Genomic DNA, 24218 nt, shown 5'->3' on the forward strand with positions numbered 1-24218 from the left:
ACCGAAATCAAGGGAAACGCGTAATGATCAAAACCCGCGCAGCAGTTGCGGTGGCTCCTGGTAAGCCACTGGAAATCATGGATGTGAACCTGGAGGGCCCGAGGGCGGGCGAGGTTCTGGTAGAAATCAAGGCAACCGGTCTTTGTCATACGGATGAATTCACGCGATCAGGCGATGACCCCGAGGGGATCTTTCCGGCGATCTTGGGGCATGAGGGCGCGGGTATTGTGGTAGAAGTCGGTGAAGGCGTCACCAGCCTGAAGCCCGGCGATCACGTGATTCCACTTTACACACCGGAATGCCGCGAGTGCGAGTATTGCCTCAACCCCAAGACAAACCTGTGCCAGGCTATTCGCTCGACCCAGGGGCAAGGTCTGCTGCCAGACGGCTCCACCCGTTTCAGCATGCTGGACGGCACACCGATCCACCACTACATGGGCTGCTCGACATTTGCCAATCATACCGTTGTTCCGGAAATCGCGCTGGCAAAAATCCGTGACGATGCGCCCTTTGACAAGGTCTGCTACATCGGCTGCGGCGTCACCACGGGCATCGGTGCCGTGATAAATACCGCCAAGGTAGAAATTGGCAGTCGCGCGGTTGTGTTCGGCCTTGGCGGGATTGGCCTCAATGTCATTCAGGGTCTGCGACTTGCTGGTGCCGACCAGATTGTCGGCGTCGATCTGAATCCGGGCAAAGTGGAAATTGCCGAACATTTCGGCATGACTGATTTCGTCGACCCTGCCGATGTTGAAGGCGACTTGGTCGCACATCTGGTGGACCTGACCGGTGGCGGTGCCGACTACACTTTTGATGCCACCGGCAATGTGAACGTGATGCGCACCGCACTGGAATGCGCTCACAAGGGTTGGGGTGAATCGATCATCATCGGCGTGGCGCCTGCCGGCGCCGAAATCTCAACCCGCCCTTTCCAGCTGGTCACCGGCCGATCGTGGCGCGGCACTGCCTTTGGCGGCGCATCGGGCCGAACAGACGTGCCGAAGATCGTGGATTGGTACATGGACGGCAAGATCGAGATCGACCCTATGATCACGCACAAGCTGTCTCTGGATCAGATCAACGAAGGTTTTGAATTGATGCACGAGGGTAAGTCCATCCGTGCCGTAGTGGAATTCTGAGGGAAAAAACAGATGGTCAAAATTACTTATGTCGAGCATGGCGGAAACGAGCATGTTGTAGAGGTGGCGGATGGGCTGACCGTCATGGAAGGCGCCCGCGATAACAACATACCCGGCATCGAAGCAGATTGTGGCGGTGCCTGTGCCTGCTCGACCTGCCATGTCTATGTGGCACCCGACTGGGTGGAAAAACTGCCTGCCAAGGACGACATGGAGGAGGACATGCTTGATTTTGCCTTTGAACCGGATCCGGGCCGGTCTCGGCTGACCTGCCAGCTCAAGGTGTCTGCCGCTTTGGACGGGCTGGTGGTACAGATGCCGGAAAAACAGATCTGACAGCTGACGTCTCAGAGCTTCCCAAAGTGGTGATGACGAATGCCACGCGCGGGGTCTTATGGGCAGCGGCACGGCGCATTGACCTTTGCGGGCGACGCATCCGCTAAACCCTAACAATCAGGATTGCCGCTGCCAGATAGTGTGCCGCGCTACCCGTTTGCGGCAATTTCTTCTTTACGTCTGATAACATAGGCTTCCAGTTCTTCCTCCACACCCGGATCAATGGGGGGCTTTTCATAGCTGTTAAGCAGTTGCTTCCAGATTTCGTTGGCCCGCTGGGTGGCCGTTTTGGCACCATCATCGCCCCAAGTTTCAAAGTTTCGCCAGTCGGAGAGTATCGGGCTGTAAAATGCGTCTTTGTAGCGGGCCAGCGTGTGGGCGGTACCAAAGAAATGCCCGGCGGGCCCCACTTCGGCGATGGCATCTATGCCAAGGGCATCGTCGTCCAGGTCAATGGGGTCGAGAAAGGCTGCCTGCATTTGCAGAAGTTCCGCATCGAGTATCAGTTTCTCGAACGAGCAGGTCAGCCCGCCCTCCAGCCATCCTCCGGCGTGCATCATGACATTGATATGGCCCTGAATGCAGGCATTGATCGACATGCTGCTCTCGTAAGTGGCTTGGGCATCCACACAGGCCGAGCCAGTCGTGTTGGAAGAACGGATCGGCAATCCATAACGCCGTGCCATCTGTCCCGAAACCAGCACCGATTGCGCGTATTCGGGGGTTCCAAAGGCAGGTGAACCCGTCTTCATGTCTACGTTCGAAGTGAAGTGTCCGTAAAAAACCGGCGCCCCACGACAGGCAGCCTGACCCAGGATGATACCGGCAAGCGCCTCGGCATTCTGCTGCACCAGAGAGCCGCCGATAGTGGCCGGGCTCATGGCTCCGGCCAGCGTAAACGGGGTGACGTGGATCGGCTGGCCTGCCCGTGCAAACTCGATCAACCCCTCGGCCTGGCTATCATCCAGCAGAAGCGGCGAGTTGGTGTTTATTCCGCCAATGATACCGGGTCGTGCGCGCAGGCCCTCATCATCGGTCTGCAGGGCAATCTTGGCCATCTCGATACAGTCACGCGCGCGGTCCGTCGAGTTCAGCCAGCAAGGTTGCCACCCTTTGTCACAAAGGGTGGTCTGGGCAAGCATCATGTCGAGGTGCCGCGTCTCCGGCGGAAGCTCCAGTGGCTCGCAACCCGCCCCTCCCTCATGATGGAATATGTTGAGCGAGGCGGAAAGTTTGACGAAATTTCGCATATCCTTCAGCGTGCCTGCACGCCGGCCATTGTCGAGGTCAGAGACAAAGGATGGGCCGCTGACAGTCGCGAAGGTTAAGGAGTTGCCACCTACCGTCACTGTCTTATCCGGGTTACGGGCGTGTATGGTGAATTCAGATGGGATACCCATCAACATCTCGTCAACCATAGCGGGGTCAAAGCGGACGCGGGCCGTATCCCGCTCCACATCTGCACCCGCTACGGTCAGCAAATCGCAGGCGACGGCGCTATCGACTTTGATACCAATGTCGCGCAGAACCTGGAGACTGGCGTGGTGGATCGTATCGACCTGATCATCAGAAATCAGCTCGGATGGAGCAAGCGGGTTGCGGACCTCTCCAAAGGGGCGCTGCGTGAAGCCCGAGCTACGGGGCTGGCGGGTAGAACGGCGGCGGCGGGACATAGAAAATCTCCTGTTGAGTGTGCGAAAGGGCGGCTAAGCGCCCCGTCGCACCAGCCCAGGTTTCTTCTCTGACTACCGCAAACCGCATGATCATCTCCGTGACTCCTTTCAGATATATCCACTGTAAGATTTGGGCACGACAGCCCGATGCATCCATTCCACACAGGCTATGAAATCAAAGACAGGCAATGAGGTTGCCTGCCGGATATCCTGAGCAAAGGGCGGAAGACTGGTGCATTCCAACAGCACTGCCCCGACCTTGGGGGCTCGCGCCTGACCTTCCGCAACGGCGTTCAAAATATCGTCACGCAGCGCATCTGTATCGCAGGTGATCTGCGTCCCGCCCATGCACATGGCGTTGAAGGTCTTGGAATCGTCCAGGCCAACCAAAGTTATCCGGTCTGCCATATCTGCCCCGACCGCTCTGAAAAAATCCTTCCCCAGCAACCGTGCGGCAGCCGTCACGACAATCACCGATTGGTCCGGTCGGATCATCTGTTGGATGACCGGTAGCATCATCAATGGTGACGTCATGACCGGAATACTCACGTGTTTCGCCACGGCCGCTTGAACCAACGAAAAGAACCCGCAACACATGGCAATGGCACGCACGCCATCCTTTTCCATCTGAACCGCAGCATCGATGCAGCTTTGCACTTCGGGCGTATAGCTCCCGTCTGGCCCGGTCAAAGGTGGATACGGATTGTTCTCCAACCCTTCAATCTGACGCAGAAGAACGGGAAACGGATAGCTTGTCGCGTTTCCGACATCGCCGGGAAGCATGGGATACAGCTTTTTGTCGAACATCAAAATCCCGACGCTATATCCCTGATAGGAATGCCCACCGGTAACGATCATCCCGCCATACCCCCTACTGTCGCATTCGACTGCCCGCTGGATCATAAAGCGGTTTTCTCTGGATCCGAGCGGGATGAAGCGCGCCGAATATTTCGACTGCATAATTGCCGTCTTCACGATACGCGTCCGGCGGCACATAGCCTAGTGCGATGTGCTGGCCTGTGACCGGCCCCCAACCGCCTGAGGAAACATAACCTACAGGCTGGCCGTCAAGAAAGATTGCCTCGTCGCCCCATATCGCCAGATTGCCTGCATCGACCGTCAGGCTGATTGGACATTCGCGTGGCGGGCCGTAGTTCTGCACAGCCTCCCGGCCGATGAAGTCCCCCTTGTCCAGTTTGACATGGTACATCATTCCGCATTCATGGGCGAAGTAGTCCGAAGTAATCTCGAGTCCCCAGGCCGGATAGCTTTTCTCAAGCCGCAGCATCATCAGGGCGCGCAGGCCACAGAGGTTCGCTCCGCCGCTGCGCAGTGCATCGAAGATCTGAACCTGATGTTCCGGCGGCATGTAGAGCTCGTAACCTGTTTCACCAGTGTAGGAGACGCGCAATGCAATGACGTCCGGCACCCCTGCCAAGGTGATTTGCTTGGTGTCCATAAATCGGAACGAAGCTGTTTCCATGGGCTGGTCGGTTAGCGCGGCCATCATGGACTGCGCCTTGGGGCCAGCCAGTGCCAGACCGGACAGCCTGTCGGATAGGTTCCTGAGTGTAACACCTTCTGCCGGCAGGAATTTGCGGAAATGGCGAAGGTAAGCCAACTGCATCGCATAGGTGCCGATGATCAGATAACGGTCCCCCAGATTGGAGATGGTGAAGTCACCGATCACCCTGCCTTTGTTCGAGAGCATGGGAGACAGGCAGAGCCGCCCCGGTTCGGGCAATCGGTTCGCCATGATACGATCAAGCCAGTCCGCGGAACCCGGGCCGGAAACCTCGAATTTCGCCATGTCCGAGAATTCGAACAATCCCGCCCCCGCGCGCAGGCGCTTGCCCTCTTCCGCAACCGGCTTCCACCAGTTGGGCTGGCGATAAGTGAGAGAGTCCTCAGGCGGCGTCCCTTCAGGCGCAAACCAGGTGGCGTGCTCGCGCCCAAAGCCTGTGCCAAACACTGCGCCCGCCTCGGCCAGCCTGTCATGCACGGGGGATTTGGACTGCGGGCGGGCTGCCGGGAAGCTCTGATACGGAAAAATCTTTTCAGATCGGTTTTCATAGAAATACCGGGTCATCTCCTCGGTGTATTTCTGGGTCGCAAAATCCCCAAACCGGGCGACGTCCCAGTTGAAAATATCGATCTCGGGTTCTCCGCCAATGATCCATTCCGCGATCACGCGACCTATTCCCCCGCCCTGATTGAAACCTGCCATGACCCCGTTGGCGCAGAAGTAATTGCGCAAAGCGGGATGCGGGCCTATCAATGGCGACAGATCAGGCGAGAAAATCATCGGCCCGTTGATCACTCGTTTTACACCAGCCTCGCCAAGACAGGGCATGATCTCGACCGATTTCTCAAAGTTCCATTCCATGCATTCCAGGTTGTCCGGTAACAGTTCATGGCCGAAATCCAGTGGTGTGCCATTCTTGGCCCAGTGAGTCATCTTGTTCTCATAAGCACCCAGCAGCATCCCCATTCCTTCCTGCCGCGCATAAGAGCCGGTTTCGTTGTCGTTGATCTGTGGTAGTTCAAAGCCGAGGCTTTCGATCAGCGGGATGTTTTCGGTCACCAGATAGTGGTGTTCCACGGGCATCAGCGGCAGCTCAATCCCCGCCAAACGGGCAACTTCGCGACCCCAGAGCCCAGCAGCGTTGACGACATACTCTGCGTTAATCGTTCCCTTGTCTGTCACCACATACCAGGAACCGTCCGCCCGCTGGTCGGTCGCAATGACCGGCGTGTGCCGGTGGATCGATGCACCCATCTGACGGGCAGCTGCGGCAAAGGCATTGGTGGCAGAGGCCGGATCAACATGGCCGCCCTCCTCTTCCCAAAAGGCACCCATCATGTGGGAGGTGTCCAGAACCGGCGCCTTTTCCTTGGCCTCCTGCAATGAGATGAAGTGGCCTTCGATGCCAAGTCTACGGCAGGCGCTTTGCATCATAGCGTTGCTGTCAATCTCATCCTGAGTGCGGCAGATGTTCAAGCCACCGGTGAAATGGAATCCGCAGGGCTGACCTCGTTCCTGCTCCAGTTCGCGGTAGATCTGAAAGGTATAGCGATGCATTTCGGCCGCTGCATTGGGCCGCACGACGGTAAACAAGCCCCCAGCCGCGTGCCAGCTGGAACCGGACGTTAACTCCTGCCGCTCCAACAGCATCACATCGCTCCAGCCGTTCCGGGCTAGGTGGTAAAGAATGGAGCAGCCGACTACACCGCCCCCAATTACAACAACCCGCGCTGTCGTATTCATGTTTGCACCTGTCTGTGTCTGTTTCAATTGGTGGGGCTGTCCCACCTGCCTTTATCCGTCCAGCGCAGCGACCAACTTGCGCCGCTCGACAACCGCGCCATCCAACCAGTCGGTGCGCATCTCAGGCACCGAGTTGAGCAGCAGTTGCGTGTATTCGTGGCACGGAGGTTTCAGCACCTGATCCACTGGGCCTTGCGCCACAATTCGCCCGTGCCGCATGACTGCGATACGCTCGGAGATTTTCGAGACCGTGGCAATGTCGTGTGTGATGAACATGTAACTCAGGCCGAGTTCATCCTGCAGATCTTCCAGAAGGTCGAGGATCTGTTGCGCCACAATCGTATCAAGCGCAGAGGTGATTTCATCGCAGATGATCAGTCTCGGCTGAGCAGCCAGGGCCCGTGTCAGGTTGACCCTTTGCCGCTGACCTCCCGATAACTCGGGCGGGTACCGCCAGGCAAAGTCTGTCGGCAAGCCAACGCGCTCCAGCAGGCGGGCGGTTTCCTTGGTAGCCTCGCGCTGCGACAGGCCACGATAGAACATCATCGGACGGCTCAAAATCTTGTTCAGTCGCTGTCGGGGATTGAGCGCCACATCGGCCATCTGAAAGGCAAACTGAATCTGGCGCAATTCATCGCGAGAGCGTTGACCGACCGAGGGTTTTAACTGTTGGCCATCAAGATAGACCCCACCCTGCTTGGCCCCCATCAGACCCGAAATCAGACGGCCCAGCGTGGTTTTGCCAGAGCCGGATTCACCTATGACCCCAACGGTTTCGCCAGCATTGATCGTTAGATTGATGTCGCGCAAAGCAATGATGTTTTGGGTCGGACCGTAACCGGCAGTCACGTCCCGCACCTCAAGCAACGGAGCATCTTCTGCCGCCGTACCCGGCGGAGCGTGGATTTCTTCGGGCATCACATGGGCCGCGGCCATCAGCGCTTTGGTATAGTCGTCCTGCGGGTCCGAGATAATCTGATCGGTGGTGCCGTATTCCACCATCTGACCTTCTTTCAGAACCAGAATGTGATCGGCAACCTGCGCCACCAGCGACAGATCGTGCGTAACGTAAATCGCAGCTGTGTTGTTGTCGCGGATCAGCTTTTTGAAAGAATGCAGCACCTCGATCTGGGTGGTCACATCAAGCGCGGTCGTGGGTTCATCCAGAATCAAAAGCCGCGGATCGCTGATCATGGCCATTGCCGCCATTAACCGCTGAAGCTGGCCGCCCGAAACCTGATGAGGATAACGTTTGCCAATATTCTCCGGGTCAGGAAGCTCCAGATCCTCATAGAGGCGCATGGCCTTGGCAAGAGCATCTTCGCGGCTCATGGCGCCAGTGATCACCGGGATTTCGGTCACTTGGGCGTCAATCGTCATCGCTCCGTTGAATGAAGCTGCTGCCGACTGCGCTACATAGGTGATTTCCTTGCCGCGCAATTCCTGCAGTTTGGGCAGCGATTGCTCCAACACTTCGGTGTCGCCCAATTTCACCGACCCTGCTGTAATATGACATCCAGGGCGCGTGTAACCCATACAGCCCAGCGAAATCGTGGTCTTACCGGAACCGCTCTCGCCGATCAGAGCGATTACCTCACCCGGCTGCACATCAAAGGAAATGCCGTCAACGATTTTAAACTCGTGACCCTTTTTGTCACGAACCGATACATCCAACCCGCGGACTTTCAGCAATGGCCCTCCGGCCGGTTCAAATTGAGAGGTGTCGCGCATATCAGATCTCATCGGGAAGCTTGGCGCTTGACCGTTGCAGCAGCCAGTCGACAAAGACGTTCATGGAAATGGCAATCAGCGCAATGCCGAAGGCCGGGTATAAAGTGGTGTATTCACCCCAAAGGATCGCCTGCATATTTTCTTTGACCATTACGCCAAGATCCGATTGCGGCGGCTGTACCCCGAGGCCAAGGAAGGAAAGCGTCGAGATAAACAAAATCGCATAGGTAAAGCGGATTCCGAATTCAGCGGCCAGTGGTGTCAGAGCGTTCGGCAGCACTTCGTGCCAGACGATCCAACCCTTTCCTTCGCCGCGAACGACCGCAGCCTCAACATAGTCCATCACCATGATATTGACCGCAAGCGCACGGGAAACCCGGAAAACCCGCGTCATGTCGATGAAGGCGATCGTGAAGACCAGCACCACAATGGAAGACCCCAACGAGTTGATCACGATCAGTGCCAACATTAGCGCTGGAAAACTTAGCAGGGCATCGTTGATCCGACTCATCCAGTTGTCGGCGCGCCCACCGAATGCAGCGGCAAGGAAGCCGAGAAATACGCCTGCGAAGAAGGAAAGGAACGTGATAATCAACGCCAGGAACAGGGTGACACGGACACCGAAGATCAGCCGCGACAGTACATCCCGACCAAGGTAATCGCTGCCCAGCCACATTTGGCTGTTGGGCGGTAGAAAGCTGTCATTGGTCAGTATCTCGCCTTCGCCATAAGGAGCGATCCAGGGGGCAAACGCACCGATAAGGAAGAAGGACATCAATAACAGGAGGCACAGCGCGACGCCGGGGGTGAGATCAGATACAGCCTCGCGTAGTTCGCCTTGCCATGTACGGGTGCCGGGGGTCATTTCTTGTACCTCACGCGCGGGTTGGCCATGATGGACAGGATGTCGGCGGACATGTTCAGCAGCACGTAGCAAGAACAGAATATCATCGCGCAGGTCTGCACGATCGGAACATCCCGGTTGGTGACTGCTTCAACCATGTAGCGACCCAGGCCGGGAAAGTTGAAAAGGGTCTCAATCACCACCACACCGCTGATCAGATAAGCCAAATTCAGAACTACAACGTTGATGATCGGCCCCAACGCATTGGGCAGGGCATGGCGCAGCAGCAGACGGCGGCGAGGCACACCCTTGAGAATTGCCATTTCGATTGCCGGGCTGGTCAACACGTTCAGAACAGCAGATCGGGTCATCCGCACCATATGCGCAAGGATGGTGAACGTTAGGCCCATCACCGGCAGGATCAGGATGCGTATCCAATCCACCAGCTCATAGCTGGGCCGGATTGAGGCGATGGCCGGTAGCCAGCGTAGCTTGATCGCAAATATGGTCACCAAAATAACTGCGACCAAGAAATCGGGGAAAGAAATCAGCGCCAGTGAAGTCGAGGTTATGATCCGGTCAAGCAGCCCACCTGGCTTGACTGCAGCAGCCAGACCCAGAGCGACTGCGAGGGGTACGGCAATCACCGCAGTACAAAGGGCCAGAATGATTGTATTGCCTGCGCGGCGTGCGATCTCCGTTCCGATGTCCGCGCCATTTGCAAGCGAAGTTCCAAAATCGCCAGTAACAAAATTCGTCAACCAAACCCAATATCGCACGTATAGAGGCTCGTTCAATCCGAGGCGCTCGCGCACCTGATCCAGAAGTTCTGGTGTTGCCCCCTGCCCCAAGATCGCATGGGCCACATCACCGGGCAGTATCTCGGTTCCCAGAAAAACCAGCACTGAAACAAAAAGTAATGTGCCAATCCCAAGGGCTATTCTCTTCCAGAGAATCTCCATCAAACTCATGTGATCCCTCCCTTGTGCTGGCTTGTCGCTTGCCGGGGATAAGGGAAACTGTGATCACAGATCACGTAAAAATCAAGAGATAAGTTTTTGCTGCATCATTTAATTGAAATTCAAACGGAGGAGTTCAACTACGCGAGCGGTATAGGTCAACGCCCCAACGCGCATCCTTCTCTACCAATTTCCGCGCCAGCGTTGCGTCGCGGTCTCGCAACGCCTGTATGATCCCGGGGTGGTCACCCATCCAGTTGTCGATGGTAACCAGCTCGGTGATTCCATGTGCCAGCCAGGGACCGGTGCGGGCATAAAGCGATTCGATCATCGATTGCAGGGCGCTGTTACCGGTGAGGCTGTAAATTCTGCTGTGAAACTTGAAATTGGCAACCAAGAATTGCACCGCGTCCTGATTTTGCCAGGCGGCATCCATGTCCACCACCAGCCTTTCCAGAACTTTGATATCCTTGTCGCGCACGTTCTCTACGGCAAGTTCTGCTGCTGCGCCCTCAAGTATGGCGCGAATAAAAAACAGGTTCGCGGCTTCGGCTGGATCAAGGTCTGGTACCCGGTGGGCTTTCTTGGCAGCGCCTATCAGCGTATCCTCTGAAGCCAACTGGCGCAGCGCTTCGCGGACAGGCATCGCGGAAACGCCATATTCCTCGGCCAGCGTCCTGATCGACAAGGTTTCAGCCGGACGAAGCTGGCCTACAATCAGCTTCATTTTCAGGTCAGTATATATTTTTGCGCTTAGGTTTTCCGCAGGTGCTGCGTCCTGTTGTGTCGCTGTATCCATCTGGTCTCCAATGTCTGCTTTATCACTGTTCACCGGCCCGGCAATTACTGCGCTACGAACCCGACACCGCCTATGCAATCCATACCATGGCTGCCATCTGTGATCAAAGATGCTTGATTTTTACATCATTCTGTGATCACAGTTTCCCCAAATAAACAAAAATCCAGCCTGCAAAAGGTCTGAAAATTCCAGGCAGTCCAGTGGCGGACTACCCAACAGCGGAGACTTCAAATGTCCGACAGCAAGTTCAAAGATTATATGTTCCAGCAATATGTCGCCGGGAAATTGTCGCGGCGTCGGTTTATGGGAACTTTGGCCGCCGCAGGGGTGTCGTCGGGTGTCATCACCGGCCTGACAGCTCAGCGCGCTCAGGCCGCTACGCCGAAAACCGGAGGGCGGTTGGTCGTCGGCGTTGAAGCCGCTCAGGCGCAGGATAGCCTCGATCCAACCCTGTTTTACGGCACCGCGAATATCATGATGGGCTACTCCGTCTTCGATACGCTCGTAAACCGCAACGACAACCTGCAGGCAATGCCCTGGTTGGCCACCTCATGGGAGGCCAACGAAGATGCCACGTCCTGGGTGTTCAACTTGCGGGAAGGTGTCACCTTCCATGACGGCGCACCTTTCGGTGCAGAGGATGTGATGCACACCATCGCCCGCATCAATCACCCTGACAGTGAAGCCCCCGCAAAATCTTATATCAGCCAGATCACCAACGTCGAAAAGCTGAGCGATCATCAAGTTCGTTTCGAGTTGTCCGGCTCGAACGCCGAATTCCCGATGATCCTGTCGGATACGCGGCTTCACATCGTCAAGCGCGGTATGGAAGACTTTACCGGCACCCCACCGGGAACCGGTCCATTTAAGGTTGTCGAGTTCTCGCCGGGCAGTCGGTATGTGTTCACCCGCAACGAAAACTATTGGGGTGATGGCCCCTATGTGGATGATCTCGAATTTATCGGCATCCCCGACAATACCGCCAGGATCAATGCCCTGATCGCGGGCGACATCAACATGTTGCTGCAGCTGGATCAGAAGGCGACCCGCGTCATCGACAACTCGGGAATCGGATATGTTGTAAACGCACCCTCAGCGGCATTCCTCAATGCCGCGATGATGATGGATCGTGAGCCGACCAACAACCCGGACTTCCGGCTGGCAATGAAATATGCAGTCGACCGCCAAGGCATTGTCGACAATATCCTCAAGGGGTTCGGCATGGTTGGCAACGATCATCCGATCGCCCCAATCGATCCTTATTACAATGCAGAAATCCCACAGCGGGTATATGACCCCGACAAGGCAAGATTCCACATTAAGAAAGCTGGGCTGGAAAACACACCGATCGACTTTTATGGCTCGGATGTTGCCGGAACCGGTTCCCTGGCGGCGGCACAACACGTCCAGCAAAGTGCCAAGGCCGGCGGGGTCAACATCAATGTCATCAACCCACCTGCCGACAGTTTCTGGTCATCGGTCTGGATTCAGAAACCGATGATTACCTCGGGCTGGGACCCGCGCCCGGTGCCGGATCTGATTTTCTCCATTGCCTTCTCGAATACTTCCAGCTGGAATGAAACGCTCTGGAACAATGACCGGTTCCAGGCCCTTCTGCTGGAAGCGCGTGCGACGCTTGATTTCGATCTGCGCAAGGAAATGTACGGTGAAATGCAACAGCTGCTACAGGATGACGGGGGTCATATCACTCTTGGTTTCCGTAACTTTGTAGATGCGGCGCGCAATGAAGTGCAGGGCATTTCCCCGCATGGCGCCGGACCTCTCGGATTCTATCAGGGCGCCCGAACCGCCTGGATCGACACCTGACCCGGACTCAAGCACTAAATAACCGGCCAGCACATCTGTCGCTGGCCGGTCCCCTGCTCTCTGGAGAACCGAATGGCGCCACGATCCCGTGACCGGCGCGCACGTCCCGCCTTGATCAGGCCGGAACGCAGGATGCAAACCACTACCATTTCAGCGACCGAAGCTGAAAAGGTCGTGGAGGCCGTTCTCAACGTCTTGCACAAGGTTGGTGTTCTTATCGAAGACCCTGAGGCGCGCACGCTGTTGGCCTCAGCGGGATGTCAGGAGCACGACGGCCGCGTGTTCTATCCACCGGACGCTGTACAGGCTGCTATAGCTTCGGTGCCGTCTGCAATAACCTTCTATTCGCAAGATGGCACACCTGCCTTTACAACCAATGACCCGATTTCGCGCTTTGGAACTGCGGTTAACTGCGTGCAAATCCTTGATCCGCGCAGCGGCGATTACCGCCCCTGTTGCCTCGCGGATATCGCAGATCACGGTAGGCTTCAGCAGGCCTTGCCACATATCGATATCGCTGCCTCTCTTGGCTATCCAAGCGATGTGGATGCTGACGAAGAGGCTCTCGCCAGCGCCAAGGTATTGTTGGAGACGACCTCTAAACCTATCTTCTTCACTGGCCATGACGAACATGGCGTGCTTGCGATCTGGCAGGAGATGGCCGCACGGGCCGGCGGCATGGCAAATCTTTCTGCGAAGCCATTTGGACTTGATCTGGTGGGCCCGGTGTCGCCGCTAAAGCTGGGCCAAGAGACCTGTCAACGCCTGCTGATGGCAGCCAGATTGCACTTGCCTGTCGTCTGCTATCCGGCGATCTTTCCCGGCATGGCTTGTCCGTTGACACTGGCTGGTGCGATTACCCAGTCAACAGCAGAGTCGCTTGCGGGAATTGTCATAAGCCAACTGGCCAGCCCGGGTGCGCCTGTGATGTCAGGCTCATCGGTAATGCCAATGGATATGCGCCGGGCGGACATGGCCATCGGATCACCCGAATATACGTTGGCCGGGTTGGGCGCGGCGGATGTGTTCAACTATCTCAACATTCCCTGTTGGGTTGGCTCGGGCTGTACTGACGCACATGAGCCCGGACCCCAGGCATTTGCCGAAGCCAGCGCCAGCCTGCACGGCACCTGTCTGTCGGGAACGGCGCTGACCCATAATCTTGGAGTGCTATCCAGCGGTCGTACCGGATCGATGGAGATGCTGGTGGCCTGCGATGAACTGGCTGGCATGGCAAGCCAGTTTGGCGCTGGACTGGAAGTCAGCGCCGATACGCTCGCCACCGAAGTCATTGCCCGTGCCTCGCAAGACAATAGCTTTTTAACCGATCCACATACGCTGGAACGGTATCAGACCGAAATGTGGTTTCCTTCCCTCTTTCGTCGCGAAGGGATCGAAAACTGGCAGGAAGCAGGGCAGCCGGGCCTGACCAAGTTGCTGCGTGAAAAGACCATGGATTTGCTGGGAAGCCTCTGAAATGTCCGAATACACCCTATTCTGCGCGCCCGATACTTATGCCATGAGCGCCCATGCCGTGTTGGAGGAAATCGGCGCAAACTACACCGTCCGCTGGGTTAGGTTATTTGACGAAAGCCCCGATCTGGATTTTCTGGCTGCCAGCCCTCACTGCCGAACCCCTGCTTTAGCAGGACCGGATGGCACGGTGTTCGAGACAGGTGCGGTGTGCCTGTACCTGGCCGAGCGCCACCCAGAGGCCGGGCTTGTGATCCCTCCCGGTGACCCGCGCCGCGGTGCGTTCCTGCAGTGGTTCCATTATCTGGCAACCACATTGCAGCCCGAAGTGATCATACAATACCACCCAGAGTTCCACCATCAGGCGCCAGAGTGCCAGGCGGCACTGAAGGCAACTTCAATGACGCGCCTCAAGGGTGTTTTTGAAACACTGGACATGGCTTTGACTGAAGGCCCGTACTTCTTTGGCAATCAGCCAACGGTGCCAGATTTCATTTTGGGCATGCAAGCTGTGTGGGACATCATCTTTCCGGACGGCGATATCACCGCCTATCCAAACATTGCCCGACATCGCGAGACAATCTGCCAGCGGTCAGCCGTCGAGCGGATGCGTACAGCGCATGCTGCGGAGCAAGCGCGTCGTCAGGCATAATCCTAATCCCCACGTATAGGTGCTGGAGTGTTCGCCAATCCGACTGTCTCGCCCAACTGGATTCCTAGCCCATTAATCATTCGCGCCCAATAAGCAAACGCAGCGGTGATCTGAATCAGATATGAAATTCCTTTGTCGCTGAAACCAGCAGTTCGCAGCGGCTCCAGGTCCTCGGCACTCATGCGCTCTGGTGTCATCGAAAGCTTGCGTGCATAGCGAAGGGCGGCCAGCATCTGCGTGTCTTCCTCGGCTGGCTCATCGCCTGCCACCAGCGCCTGCAATATTGCGTCTGCGCGCATGTCATCCTGCAGATACATCCGGAAGTTCGCGCCGTGGTTAGCGACCGCGTACCGACACCCACAAAGGATCGCAACATAGGTCGAGACAAGCTCTGCCAGCCAGGGTTTCAAAGGGTTGTCAGGGTTATGCAATAGGGCCAGGTAATGGGCATCCGCCGGCTGAATCGCCGCCGGAGTCTGCGACATCGCCAAGTATAGGTTCTCGACTCGACCTCCCTCATCTTTGACTGCGTCATAAGCCTCAGCCACGGCACCTACGGCGTCGTCCTGCGAAATCACCTCGACCCAGGCGATGGGGTGTTTCATGGCTTTCAAATCCCGATGTCATGCAGCACGGAAGAATTCAAAAGCCCGCGCTGACTTGCGGGCAGCATGGCTTGAATTTCCGGTCTGTCCAGAAAAACCATCCGACCTTTATCCCAGACGGTCTGATCGTCGAACGAGATCGTCAAATCCATCAGATGAAAAGCCGCATCACCGGGATCAATCCCCGCCGCATGCATATGGGTATAGCGTGGCGACCCATAGGCAACAGTGCCCCATTTCTCTAGATCATCATAGGGATCGTCTCTGTAGAAAGTGCCGGGATTGATGCCCGTATGCCAGGAATTGACCAGCCAGGGATCGCCGCCAGTAAGCTCTGCTGCGCGTTCCAACTGCGTTTTCAGTCGCGCCACCAAATCTGCAGGGCCATCAAAATCTACCATGCGCGAGTTTTCGACCTGAGCCAGAATCGTCTTGTCCAGCACCAGTGTACTGTCGTCGTACGCACGGGTCGACGAAGAGGTCACGAAATGTTTGATGGCAAGAGTACCGTTCATATTGTGGCAATGTACCGGCGGAAAGATCATCACCGGGAACAACTCAAGCGCAAACTCGGCGATTGCGCTGTCCCGGCCCGGTTTGATTTCACCAATCAGATCGGTGCCGCATTCACCGGTCATCTTCCATGATTTGGCGTTTAGGATCAAACCCAGCAATGAGTCATGCACTTGTTTCATGGCACTGAAATCAACGCGGGCAAAGGGGGCGGCCATATGCTCCAGTGTAAGGGTATACGTCATTACCGCTTTGCCCCCTTCCAGGTTAAAACGGACCTGATCGCCCAAGCGCGAGAAAAAGATCGTCCGATCCGCCCGTCCCATCGCTTCGCGGACCGTATCAGGAAACTCTCCGGAATTTGCCACCGGAGCAGCCATGATGATTTCCGGCTTCAAACCCATCCCTTCGGCGATCTGGGCCGTATAAGCGCATAGGTCCGGTTCAAAATACCGATCGTCACCTGCCTCGCCCACCAGCAGTATTCGATCCCCAGCCTGTGCACCGGCACAAGACTGCAGCAGGTTGCGCACGCCGGGCTCAAAGTCTGCAAGCGGTAGATTTGCCATTTGGTCTGCCTCCGGCACATTGATACTCTTCAGTATATGACTGAACTGTGATCACAGTTCAACGGCAATCTCAAGCTTGCCAAGTCAGACAGCCTCCGCTATCTGTGATCACAGATTGAACTAGGACTTCCGGAATGGGCTATTCTGCGTTTTCCATACTGGGTCATGCCTTGACCGCAAACAAGCACTGGCGGGCGGTCATCGGCACGCCTGAGATGCGTTCGTCCTATGATGTCGTCATCATTGGCGGTGGCGGTCATGGGCTGGCAACGGCCTACTACCTAGCTAAGCACCATGAAATAACCAATGTCGCGGTGTTGGAGTCCGCGTGGATCGGCGGTGGCAACACTGCTCGTAACACAACAATTGTACGCTCTGACTATCTGCTGAATTCCAGCTTCCGGCTTAAGGACTTTGCCCTGCGGCTGTGGGACGATCTCAGTCAGGATTTGAATTTCAACCTGATGTATGAACCCCGGGGATATGTCGATCTGGCCCATTCGGACGGTGAACTTGAGCATTTCACGCTGCGCGCCAACGCGATGCGATTGGGCGGGGCGGATGCTGCGATCCTGACCGGAGACGCTTTGCAAAACCGGGTACCCGAACTCGATCTGTCCTCTGACAAGCGGTTCCCTATTACTGGTGCACTGGTGCAGGAGGCTGGCGGTGTTGTGAGGCATGACGCGGTAGCCTGGGGTTTTGCCCGTAAGGCGTCACAAGCTGGCATTCATGTGTTTCAGAACTGCCCGGTGACCGGAATCGACGTGCAGAATGGAAAGTTGGCAGCGATTGAGACCCCTAAAGGGCGGATCACCTGCGGCAAGGCATTGGTTACCGTAGCTGGCGCCAGCACTCAGGTGGCAGCATTGGCCGGACTGGACCTGCCGCTGAATTCGATCAACGTGCAGGCCTTTGTGACTGAACCCGTGAAGCCTGCACTGGATACTGTGGTGAACTATAACGCGGGTTATTCCTATGTCAGCCAGACCAGCAAAGGCGAGTTCGTGCTGGGCGGCGCGACCGATGGCTACAGCTCGTTCGCTCGGCGCGGCAGTTTCGAACGGATTGAAGACGTGCTGGCCCGTGCGCTGCAAATGTTCCCCTTCCTGTCACGGCTACGGCTAATGCGGCATTGGTCGGGGACTGCGGATATTCCGATGGACGGCAATGCAATCCTTGGTCCTACCCCGGTGGAGGGGCTGATGATCAACGCCGGCTGGGGCTATGCCGGATTCAAGGCGACACCCGCAGTCGGCCACCAAATGGCAGAACTGTTGGCGACAGGGCAGATGCCCGAACTGTTGCGGCCATTTGCCTATGATCGCTTCACCCAAGGCGCCGAACAGGACGATGCAGGCATCGGCCCGTACCCCTGGCTGCATTAGGAACAACGAGATGCTGTTGATCCCCTGCCCCCACTGCGGCCTTCGCGAAGAAAGCGAGTTTACATATGGCGGCCCTCGGCGTGTGTTACCCCCGCTGGACGGGCGGACAGATGCTGCCGTCTGGAACCATGCCATGTCCACGGGGCACAACCCTCGCGGTCCCCTACGGGAGATTTGGTATCACGGCAGCGGCTGCGAGCGTTGGGTCGAAATCACCCGCAACACGACCAATCATGAGTTCGTCGACGCCGAAGCGGGAGGTCCGGAATGAACCGCTTGCCGTCCGGGGGTTTGATCGACCGCAGTCAGACGCTCCATTTCACCTTCGACGGAGAGGCCCTGACCGGCCACCCCGGCGATACACTGGCCTCGGCTTTGCTGGCCAACAGCCGCCATTTTGTAGCGCGATCGCTGAAGTACCACCGGCCACGCGGGATCATCTCGGCAGGGTTGGAGGAACCCTCGGCCATGGTTACGGTCCGGGAACAGTCCGGGTGCACACCGAATATGAAGGTGACCGAAATCCCGCTGTGCGAAGGGTTGGAGGTGACCAGCCAGAATGCACTACCGTCCCTTGAAAACGACCGGGCAGCGATACTGGGGCTATTGGGCAAGATGATCGGAGCGGGTTTCTACTACAAGACATTCATGTGGCCAAAAGGGGTTTGGCACCGGCGTTTTGGACCGAAGATCCGGCAGGCAGCGGGGCACGGGACAGTGGACTCCGCCCCCGATCCGGCGCTTTACGACAAGCGACGCAAAAGCTGTGATGTACTTGTGATCGGCAGTGGTCCTGCTGGGCTTTCCGCAGCCGTTACCGCCGCACAATCAGGCGCCACGGTGATCCTGCTTGAACAGGACCACGCGCTGGGTGGGTCACTGCTGTCCGCCAACGGAACTCTGCAAGGGTTGTCCGCGTTTGATTGGGCAAACGACGCCGAGGACGCGCTGCGGGTTCTGTCAAACGTCACAGTCATGCCGCGAACATTAGCCTTTGGTCAGTACGATCACGGGTTGGTTCAGGCGGTGGAGACACGTCCTGACGAAAGTATATGCAACGCGGTCTTCTGGAAGATCCGGGCAAGGCGCATCCTGCTGGCGGCCGGTGCCATCGAACGCCCGCTGGTGTTCCCCGGCAACGACCGACCCGGCATTATGTTGGCGGGCGCCGTTCGTTGTTATGTCCGCCGCTTCAGTGTTGCCCCAGGGAGCCGTGTCGTGGTGGCGGTTCGTGACCCTCAGGAGCGCGCAGATACGGTCGCTGCCTTGCACGAGGCTGGAATCCAGATCGCAGCTGAGTTGCCAACCGGTTCGCGGCTCCTCTCCACGCGAGGCAAACGGCACCTGACTGGTCTTGTCTGGCGGGATGCTCAGGGTCACAAGCATCACACTCCCTGCGATCTGATCGCCATGTCCGCAGGCTGGATGCCGACTGCGCATTTGTTTGCGCAGACGGGAGAGCGCCTCAGTTTCTCGGCATACACCCAAAGCCTGTTGCCGCCAGAGACGGACGGTCCATTACGCGCCATAGGCGGCGCCCGGGGCGTACTGGATACGGCCGAGTGCGTAGCCGACGGTAAAGCGGCCGCGCATCAGGCCATGGCCGAGCTGGAGATGCACAAATTCCTCGACCTGCCACGCCCGGACCCGACGCCCACCCCAACCGGGGATTTCGACGCGGGCAAAGGCAAAGCAATCGTTGATTTTCAGAATGATGTTACCTGCGACGACATCGCCCTCGCACAGCGGGAAGGCTATCGAGATATCGAACTGACCAAGCGCTATACCACTCTTGGAATGGGCACTGATCAAGGCAAAACCAGCTGGACCAATGGTCTGCTGGAGATCGCCGCTTTGTCAGGACAAGACCCCACCGATATCGGTCACACAACCTATCGCCCGCCTTATTCTCCAGTCTCACTTGGCGCGCTGGTCGGTGCAGAGGTTGGCGCGCAAATGACACCCGTCTTGCGCACCCCTTTCCATACCGGGTTCGAGAAACTGGGTTGCGTTTTCCAGACCTCCGGCGACTGGCTCTATTCCCGATACTTCCCGAAAGCGGGGGAAACGATGGCCCAGGCGATCATGCGTGAAACCCGCGCCGTTCGCAATTCACTCGGCTGTGTTGACATGTCCACCTTGGGCAAGATCGACGTTCAGGGACCGGACGCGCTTGAGTTTCTCTCACGTCTTTACTGCAACAACTTCGATACAATCAAACCCGGTCGCCTGCGCTATGCCTTGATGTTGCGGGAAGACGGTTATGTGTTTGACGACGGAACCATCGCCTGCCTCGGCGAAGAGCATTTCCTTGTGACTTCTACGACAGCCAATGCCGGGTCCGTCTGGCGATACATGCAGCTATGCGCCCAGCTAGAATGGCCCGATCTGGATGTGTCCCTCACGGATGTCAGCGACCATTGGGCTTCTCTGGCAATAGCCGGTCCGAATGCGCGCGGACTACTGGCTGCATTGAAACCTGATTTCGACATTGCGCGCGACGCTTTCCCCTTTGCGGCGATACGCGAGGGGCATCTGGACCAGTTGCCCGTCAGGGTTTTCTCGGTCAGCTTCTCGGGCGAATTGAGTTACGAGATAAATGTGCCGGCAGGATATGCTGAATCCCTGCTGACGCGCGTACTGGAACGGGGCGCTGAATGGGATATCACACCCTATGGCCTTGAAACGCTGGATGTGTTGCGGATCGAAAAAGGCCATTTGTCGGTGGGGACCGAAATAGACGGACGCCGGACGCCGGGCGATCTTGGTCTGGCCGGAATGGTTTCAAAAAAGAAGGACTTTCTAGGCCGGGCCCTGCTACAGCGCCCAAACCTGCAAGGCAACGCGCGCGAACAGATGGTGGGGCTGGTGCCAGAGGACGGAACTACCACAATACCGTGCGCTGCACATCTGAGTGACAGCGAACTCGATGAGAGTGGACAAACCGCCACAATCGGCCATTTGACCGCCGCAATACACAGTCCAACACTCGACCATCCGATCGCGCTTGGGTTCCTGCAAGCGGGCCGAACCCGGATTGGCGAAGTAATTTGGGCGCACTCCCCGGTGGCCGGTGCATCGGTGCCGGTTCGGGTTGTCGAGCCTTGTTTCTATGATCCAGAAGGGGACAGGCTTCATGACTGAGGCGTTGCAAATCACCCGTGCAAGCAATGCCGTCGGGTTCCTGCCCGGTTCGCTGGGTCTGCGGCTGGATGAGGAGTTCTTTCCGCTGATCGCATTGTATGCAAATCCAAATACTCTGGATGCGCTGCTGCCATTTGGCCATGTTCAGCAAGGTGGCGAGACCTTCCTGCTGCGGTTATGGCCGGGAACTGTCTGGTGCAGCGGGCCTACCCCCGCTGGAACCTACCGCCAGGTGGACATCGGCCACGGCTTGACCCGCTTTCGCCTGCGCGGCGTCGAGGCCCTGCATTTTCTGGATCATTACACCTGCGCTGATATGTTTTCCGCCCAGACACGTCAGACCCATTGCATTCGCACCCGGCTTGGCTGCTATGAATGCACTATGTGGTGGCATAACACACGCGATGTGAACCTGATCGTTTTCCGCTCGGCCGCGCAATCTTTTGCAGACTATTTGCGCGCACTGGCCTTTCGTCACGACCCTACCGATCCATCCACCTATCCGCGCCCGGTTGTCCCCGGCGCTCCAGACAGAAGAGGTTGAACATGTATCTCCGCAACACCTGGTATGTCGCTGCATGGGACAGCGAAGTCACTCGCGAGCCGCGCCAGATCAAAGTTCTGGGTGAAAAGATTGTGATTTACCGCACCGAGGCCGGCACGCCTGTTGCCTTGATCGATGCGTGTCCGCACCGCAAACTGCCGCTCAGCAAGGGCCGCATCAAGGGTGACCACATCGAATGTGGCTATCACGGGCTGACCTTTGACTGCTCCGGCAGCTGCGTGCGAGTACCCGGTCAGGATAAAATCCCCGCGGCCACAAACATCCACTCATACCCGGTCAAAAGCCGCTACGGCCTGGTCTGGATCTGGATGGGCGATCCGGCGCTGGCGGACCCAAACAAGATTTTTGAAGTTGAACATTTCGAAGAACCGGGTTGGGGCATAAACAGGGGCGATGCGATGCCGTTCCCTTGCAACTACCTCTTTATCACAGACAATCTGCTCGATCCGTCTCACGTGGCCTGGGTGCATCAAAGCTCATTCGGTAACGCTGCATGCGAAGAGGAGCCGCTGACCGTGACAGGCACCGAAAACGGGGTGATCGTGTCGCGCTGGATGTATGATGTCGAAGTTGCGCCCTTCTACAAAAAGCTGGTGCCATTCGAAGGTAATTGCGACCGCGAGCAGCACTACGAAGTTCGCTATCCTTCGCTTGCCTATATCAAGGCGATCTTCACGCCTGCTGGCACTGGCGGTGATGCCACCAATCTGCCTGAGGGGCAGTACTTTCAGATGGACAGCTACAACTTCATGACGCCGGTGGACGAAAAAACCACCCGATACTACTGGTTCCAAATTCGAAATGTGCATGCAGACGATGCAGAGATTTCGCAATACATGAGCGACTCGGTGGAGTTTGCCTTTAACGAAGACCGCGACATTCTGATCGAAGTGCAGAAAGGGATGGATGATAAATCCACCCGCAACGTCGATCTGGCGATTGATGCCGGACCTCTTCTATTCCGCCGCCGCCTGCAGAAAATGATCAATGCGGAACAAGAAGTCTTGGAACCGGTCTGACCCTAGAGCCATCTAACGGGTTATGTTGCGTTTGGCTGACCAGGCTGAGCGGCATTGCCAACATGTTGTTCTGGCAGGGACGTTGAAGCCCTGCTGGAATGATCCAAAGTTCCGCGTTGCCCCGTCTGAATGGATTCGGATTGGGCACGTTATTGTATAATTTATACCAGAATCAGGCGATCAGTTTGGATAATTGTCGAAACGGTTAGTTGCGCTTGCGTCCCTGCCGACAGGTCTGCGCCCCACATGTCGTCACTACTCAGGAACTTGCCGGCCGCTCCTATAACATCGCGGATCAGCCGCATCCCGATGATGCCGCCCATCAACCAGTCATTCATCTCCGCGTTAATAGCACCAATCTGAATCGGATCCCGGCCAATTAACCCGTCCGCCATTTCAGCGATTGCCGAACGGACACCTTAAGCATGCTCAGGCTGATAGAGTGGCCCCATGGGGCAGACTTCACCCCATCCGATTAGGCCAGTATCAGTATCTGTCCATACGATGGTGTCGTCAAAGGTCTTGTAAGTCTTGTTGGGGTAGGTTGGCGGGATGGCCAGCGAAATATCAAGCAGGTAGACGGAGTTATTGGTAATATTTACGTGGGAAGACCCCAGGTCTTATCTTAGCTTAGGCAGCATTCCTAGACGAAATCGAGGTTAACGATACCCCAATAGTGTGGAATACTGTTCTCTTTGCGCGAAGAGTTCCTGCCAGCCAGACCTGTGAACACGGATCACACAATTCTGTGCCAAATCGCCTGACAATGATCGGCCGAGCGGATCAGAGGGCCTTCAGACAGTACAACAACTAAATAACCGTGCTCATAACTAGATTGCGACAATTCCCTCATCTAGCTGGAAGCCAACCCAAACAACTCCTCCGGGTTATCGACAAATACACGGCGACGAAATGCTTCAGGCACCCATCCTATTACCAGGTCCAGAAGTTCTGCATCGTTAGGATAGTCTTCGGTCCGAGTCGCCATATTGTGTGGCCAATTTGTTCCCCAGACGATCCGTTCGGGCGCATATCGGGCTATTTCCCGAGCAACTAAACCAATGTCGGCAAAGCCCGGTTTCCCGGACCGGGAAGACTCGTAGCACCCCGCAAATTTGAACCAACAGTTACCCCGATCAATCAGGCGTTTTAGTGCATCGACCTGAGGGCTATCCGGTGTAACGCCGCAAAAGAACTTACCATGATGATCGATCACGTAGCGGCTTTGCAGCGACTGAAGAGTATGTTCATGATCCAGGATATGGCTGCCGTCGAACTGAACAGCAATTGCCAAGCCACACGAAGAAGTCTTAGCATCGACATCCTTCAATTCCCGCAGACCAATAGCGCCTCCGGGCAGATCCATGACGCGAGCGCCGACAATGCCTGCATCCACCAGCGACCGAAGTTCGGATTCACTTGTTTTGCCGTGAATCGCCGCAACTCCTACTGCGCGACCGGTGGCCTGCCGCAGCACCTCAAGCAGGCATGAGTTATCGAACTGGTACGCATTGGCCACTGTGACTACGAACCGGTCAATTCCCAGCCACTGGGCCACCTGCAGATATTGCTCAAGATCCGGGCAACCGTCTGGGATGGCCGGGCCACCAGGTTGGGCGGAATATCCCTTTAGATAGACATGCAGTTGTGTGTCCACTGCCCCCTTTGGCACCTGGATTTTCGGGGGCGCTCCGTTCAGTTGGCGGCGCACCAT

Annotated in this window: 21 protein-coding genes; 10 read left to right on the forward strand and 11 right to left on the reverse strand. The window is 56.7% G+C overall.

Annotation, left to right across the window (positions count from 1 at the left end):
* The first annotated feature begins 26 nt into the window (after nt 1–26).
* Together AC2TCY_RS20360 and AC2TCY_RS20365 are read left to right on the forward strand one after the other, a co-directional pair.
* Nucleotides 27–1139 carry an S-(hydroxymethyl)glutathione dehydrogenase/class III alcohol dehydrogenase gene (locus AC2TCY_RS20360; RefSeq protein WP_480850348.1) on the forward strand — a complete coding sequence of 371 codons (1113 nt, stop codon included), beginning with the start codon at nt 27–29 and terminating at the stop codon, nt 1137–1139.
* Between the two features lie 12 nt (nt 1140–1151).
* Nucleotides 1152–1475 (forward strand): 2Fe-2S iron-sulfur cluster-binding protein, encoded by a 324-nt coding sequence (locus AC2TCY_RS20365; protein ID WP_480850260.1) that lies wholly within the window; start codon nt 1152–1154, stop codon nt 1473–1475.
* Between the two features lie 149 nt (nt 1476–1624).
* On the opposite strand, the gene AC2TCY_RS20370 is transcribed toward AC2TCY_RS20365, so the two are convergent.
* The 7 genes from AC2TCY_RS20370 to AC2TCY_RS20400 all read right to left on the reverse strand — a co-directional run bounded on the left by AC2TCY_RS20370 (nt 1625) and on the right by AC2TCY_RS20400 (nt 10749).
* The gene (locus AC2TCY_RS20370; protein ID WP_480850262.1) at nt 1625–3148 is read right to left on the reverse strand and encodes a trimethylamine methyltransferase family protein; all 1524 of its coding nucleotides are present in this window, start codon (nt 3146–3148) and stop codon (nt 1625–1627) included.
* Between the two features lie 108 nt (nt 3149–3256).
* Entirely contained in the window at nt 3257–4051 is a 795-nt protein-coding gene (locus AC2TCY_RS20375) for an aspartate/glutamate racemase family protein (protein ID WP_480850264.1), read from the reverse strand.
* The gene (locus AC2TCY_RS20380; RefSeq protein WP_480850266.1) at nt 4020–6416 is read right to left on the reverse strand and encodes an FAD-dependent oxidoreductase; all 2397 of its coding nucleotides are present in this window, start codon (nt 6414–6416) and stop codon (nt 4020–4022) included. The genes AC2TCY_RS20375 and AC2TCY_RS20380 overlap by 32 nt, the downstream gene beginning before the upstream one ends.
* A gap of 51 nt (nt 6417–6467) precedes the next feature.
* Nucleotides 6468–8147 carry an ABC transporter ATP-binding protein gene (locus AC2TCY_RS20385; RefSeq protein WP_480850267.1) on the reverse strand — a complete coding sequence of 560 codons (1680 nt, stop codon included), beginning with the start codon at nt 8145–8147 and terminating at the stop codon, nt 6468–6470.
* 1 nt (nt 8148) lies between these two features.
* Nucleotides 8149–9012: an ABC transporter permease gene (locus AC2TCY_RS20390; RefSeq protein ID WP_480850269.1), complete on the reverse strand. Its 864-nt coding sequence runs from the start codon at nt 9010–9012 to the stop codon at nt 8149–8151.
* Nucleotides 9009–9962 (reverse strand): ABC transporter permease, encoded by a 954-nt coding sequence (locus AC2TCY_RS20395; RefSeq protein WP_480850271.1) that lies wholly within the window; start codon nt 9960–9962, stop codon nt 9009–9011. Before AC2TCY_RS20395 ends, AC2TCY_RS20390 begins: the two co-directional genes overlap by 4 nt.
* A 124-nt stretch (nt 9963–10086) precedes the next feature.
* Nucleotides 10087–10749 (reverse strand): GntR family transcriptional regulator, encoded by a 663-nt coding sequence (locus tag AC2TCY_RS20400; protein ID WP_480850273.1) that lies wholly within the window; start codon nt 10747–10749, stop codon nt 10087–10089.
* A gap of 231 nt (nt 10750–10980) precedes the next feature.
* Between AC2TCY_RS20400 and AC2TCY_RS20405 the strand changes: the two genes are divergently transcribed.
* The 3 genes from AC2TCY_RS20405 to AC2TCY_RS20415 all read left to right on the forward strand — a co-directional run bounded on the left by AC2TCY_RS20405 (nt 10981) and on the right by AC2TCY_RS20415 (nt 14701).
* On the forward strand, nt 10981–12576 hold the full coding sequence (locus AC2TCY_RS20405; protein WP_480850275.1) for an ABC transporter substrate-binding protein: 1596 nt from the start codon (nt 10981–10983) through the stop codon (nt 12574–12576).
* A gap of 72 nt (nt 12577–12648) precedes the next feature.
* Entirely contained in the window at nt 12649–14052 is a 1404-nt protein-coding gene (locus AC2TCY_RS20410; protein ID WP_480850277.1) for a trimethylamine methyltransferase family protein, read from the forward strand.
* Between the two features lies 1 nt (nt 14053).
* A complete protein-coding gene (locus AC2TCY_RS20415; protein ID WP_480850279.1) occupies nt 14054–14701 on the forward strand; it encodes a glutathione S-transferase family protein in 648 nt (215 codons plus the stop codon).
* Between the two features lie 2 nt (nt 14702–14703).
* Here the strand turns inward: AC2TCY_RS20415 and AC2TCY_RS20420 are convergent, their stop codons facing one another.
* Nucleotides 14704–15306 carry a peroxidase-related enzyme gene (locus AC2TCY_RS20420; protein WP_480850281.1) on the reverse strand — a complete coding sequence of 201 codons (603 nt, stop codon included), beginning with the start codon at nt 15304–15306 and terminating at the stop codon, nt 14704–14706.
* A gap of 5 nt (nt 15307–15311) precedes the next feature.
* Entirely contained in the window at nt 15312–16388 is a 1077-nt protein-coding gene (locus AC2TCY_RS20425) for a hypothetical protein (RefSeq protein ID WP_480850283.1), read from the reverse strand.
* 134 nt (nt 16389–16522) lie between these two features.
* Between AC2TCY_RS20425 and AC2TCY_RS20430 the strand changes: the two genes are divergently transcribed.
* Genes AC2TCY_RS20430 through AC2TCY_RS20450 form a run of 5 tightly spaced genes read left to right on the forward strand, consistent with a single transcriptional unit; the run spans nt 16523 to nt 22504 of the window.
* Nucleotides 16523–17776: an FAD-dependent oxidoreductase gene (locus AC2TCY_RS20430; RefSeq protein ID WP_480850284.1), complete on the forward strand. Its 1254-nt coding sequence runs from the start codon at nt 16523–16525 to the stop codon at nt 17774–17776.
* Between the two features lie 10 nt (nt 17777–17786).
* A complete protein-coding gene (locus AC2TCY_RS20435; RefSeq protein ID WP_480850286.1) occupies nt 17787–18047 on the forward strand; it encodes a sarcosine oxidase subunit delta in 261 nt (86 codons plus the stop codon).
* Nucleotides 18044–20920, forward strand: a complete 2877-nt coding sequence (locus tag AC2TCY_RS20440; RefSeq protein WP_480850288.1) for a 2Fe-2S iron-sulfur cluster-binding protein — start codon at nt 18044–18046, stop codon at nt 20918–20920. The genes AC2TCY_RS20435 and AC2TCY_RS20440 overlap by 4 nt, the downstream gene beginning before the upstream one ends.
* The gene (locus AC2TCY_RS20445; protein WP_480850290.1) at nt 20913–21464 is read left to right on the forward strand and encodes a hypothetical protein; all 552 of its coding nucleotides are present in this window, start codon (nt 20913–20915) and stop codon (nt 21462–21464) included. The genes AC2TCY_RS20440 and AC2TCY_RS20445 overlap by 8 nt, the downstream gene beginning before the upstream one ends.
* A gap of 2 nt (nt 21465–21466) precedes the next feature.
* A complete protein-coding gene (locus tag AC2TCY_RS20450; RefSeq protein WP_480850292.1) occupies nt 21467–22504 on the forward strand; it encodes an aromatic ring-hydroxylating dioxygenase subunit alpha in 1038 nt (345 codons plus the stop codon).
* A 161-nt stretch (nt 22505–22665) separates the two neighbouring features.
* Here the strand turns inward: AC2TCY_RS20450 and AC2TCY_RS20455 are convergent, their stop codons facing one another.
* The gene (locus AC2TCY_RS20455) at nt 22666–22899 is read right to left on the reverse strand and encodes a hypothetical protein (protein ID WP_480850294.1); all 234 of its coding nucleotides are present in this window, start codon (nt 22897–22899) and stop codon (nt 22666–22668) included.
* A gap of 458 nt (nt 22900–23357) precedes the next feature.
* Nucleotides 23358–24218 (reverse strand): amidohydrolase family protein, encoded by an 861-nt coding sequence (locus AC2TCY_RS20460; protein ID WP_480850295.1) that lies wholly within the window; start codon nt 24216–24218, stop codon nt 23358–23360.

This window comes from Ruegeria sp. HKCCD7181, from assembly GCF_057221055.1.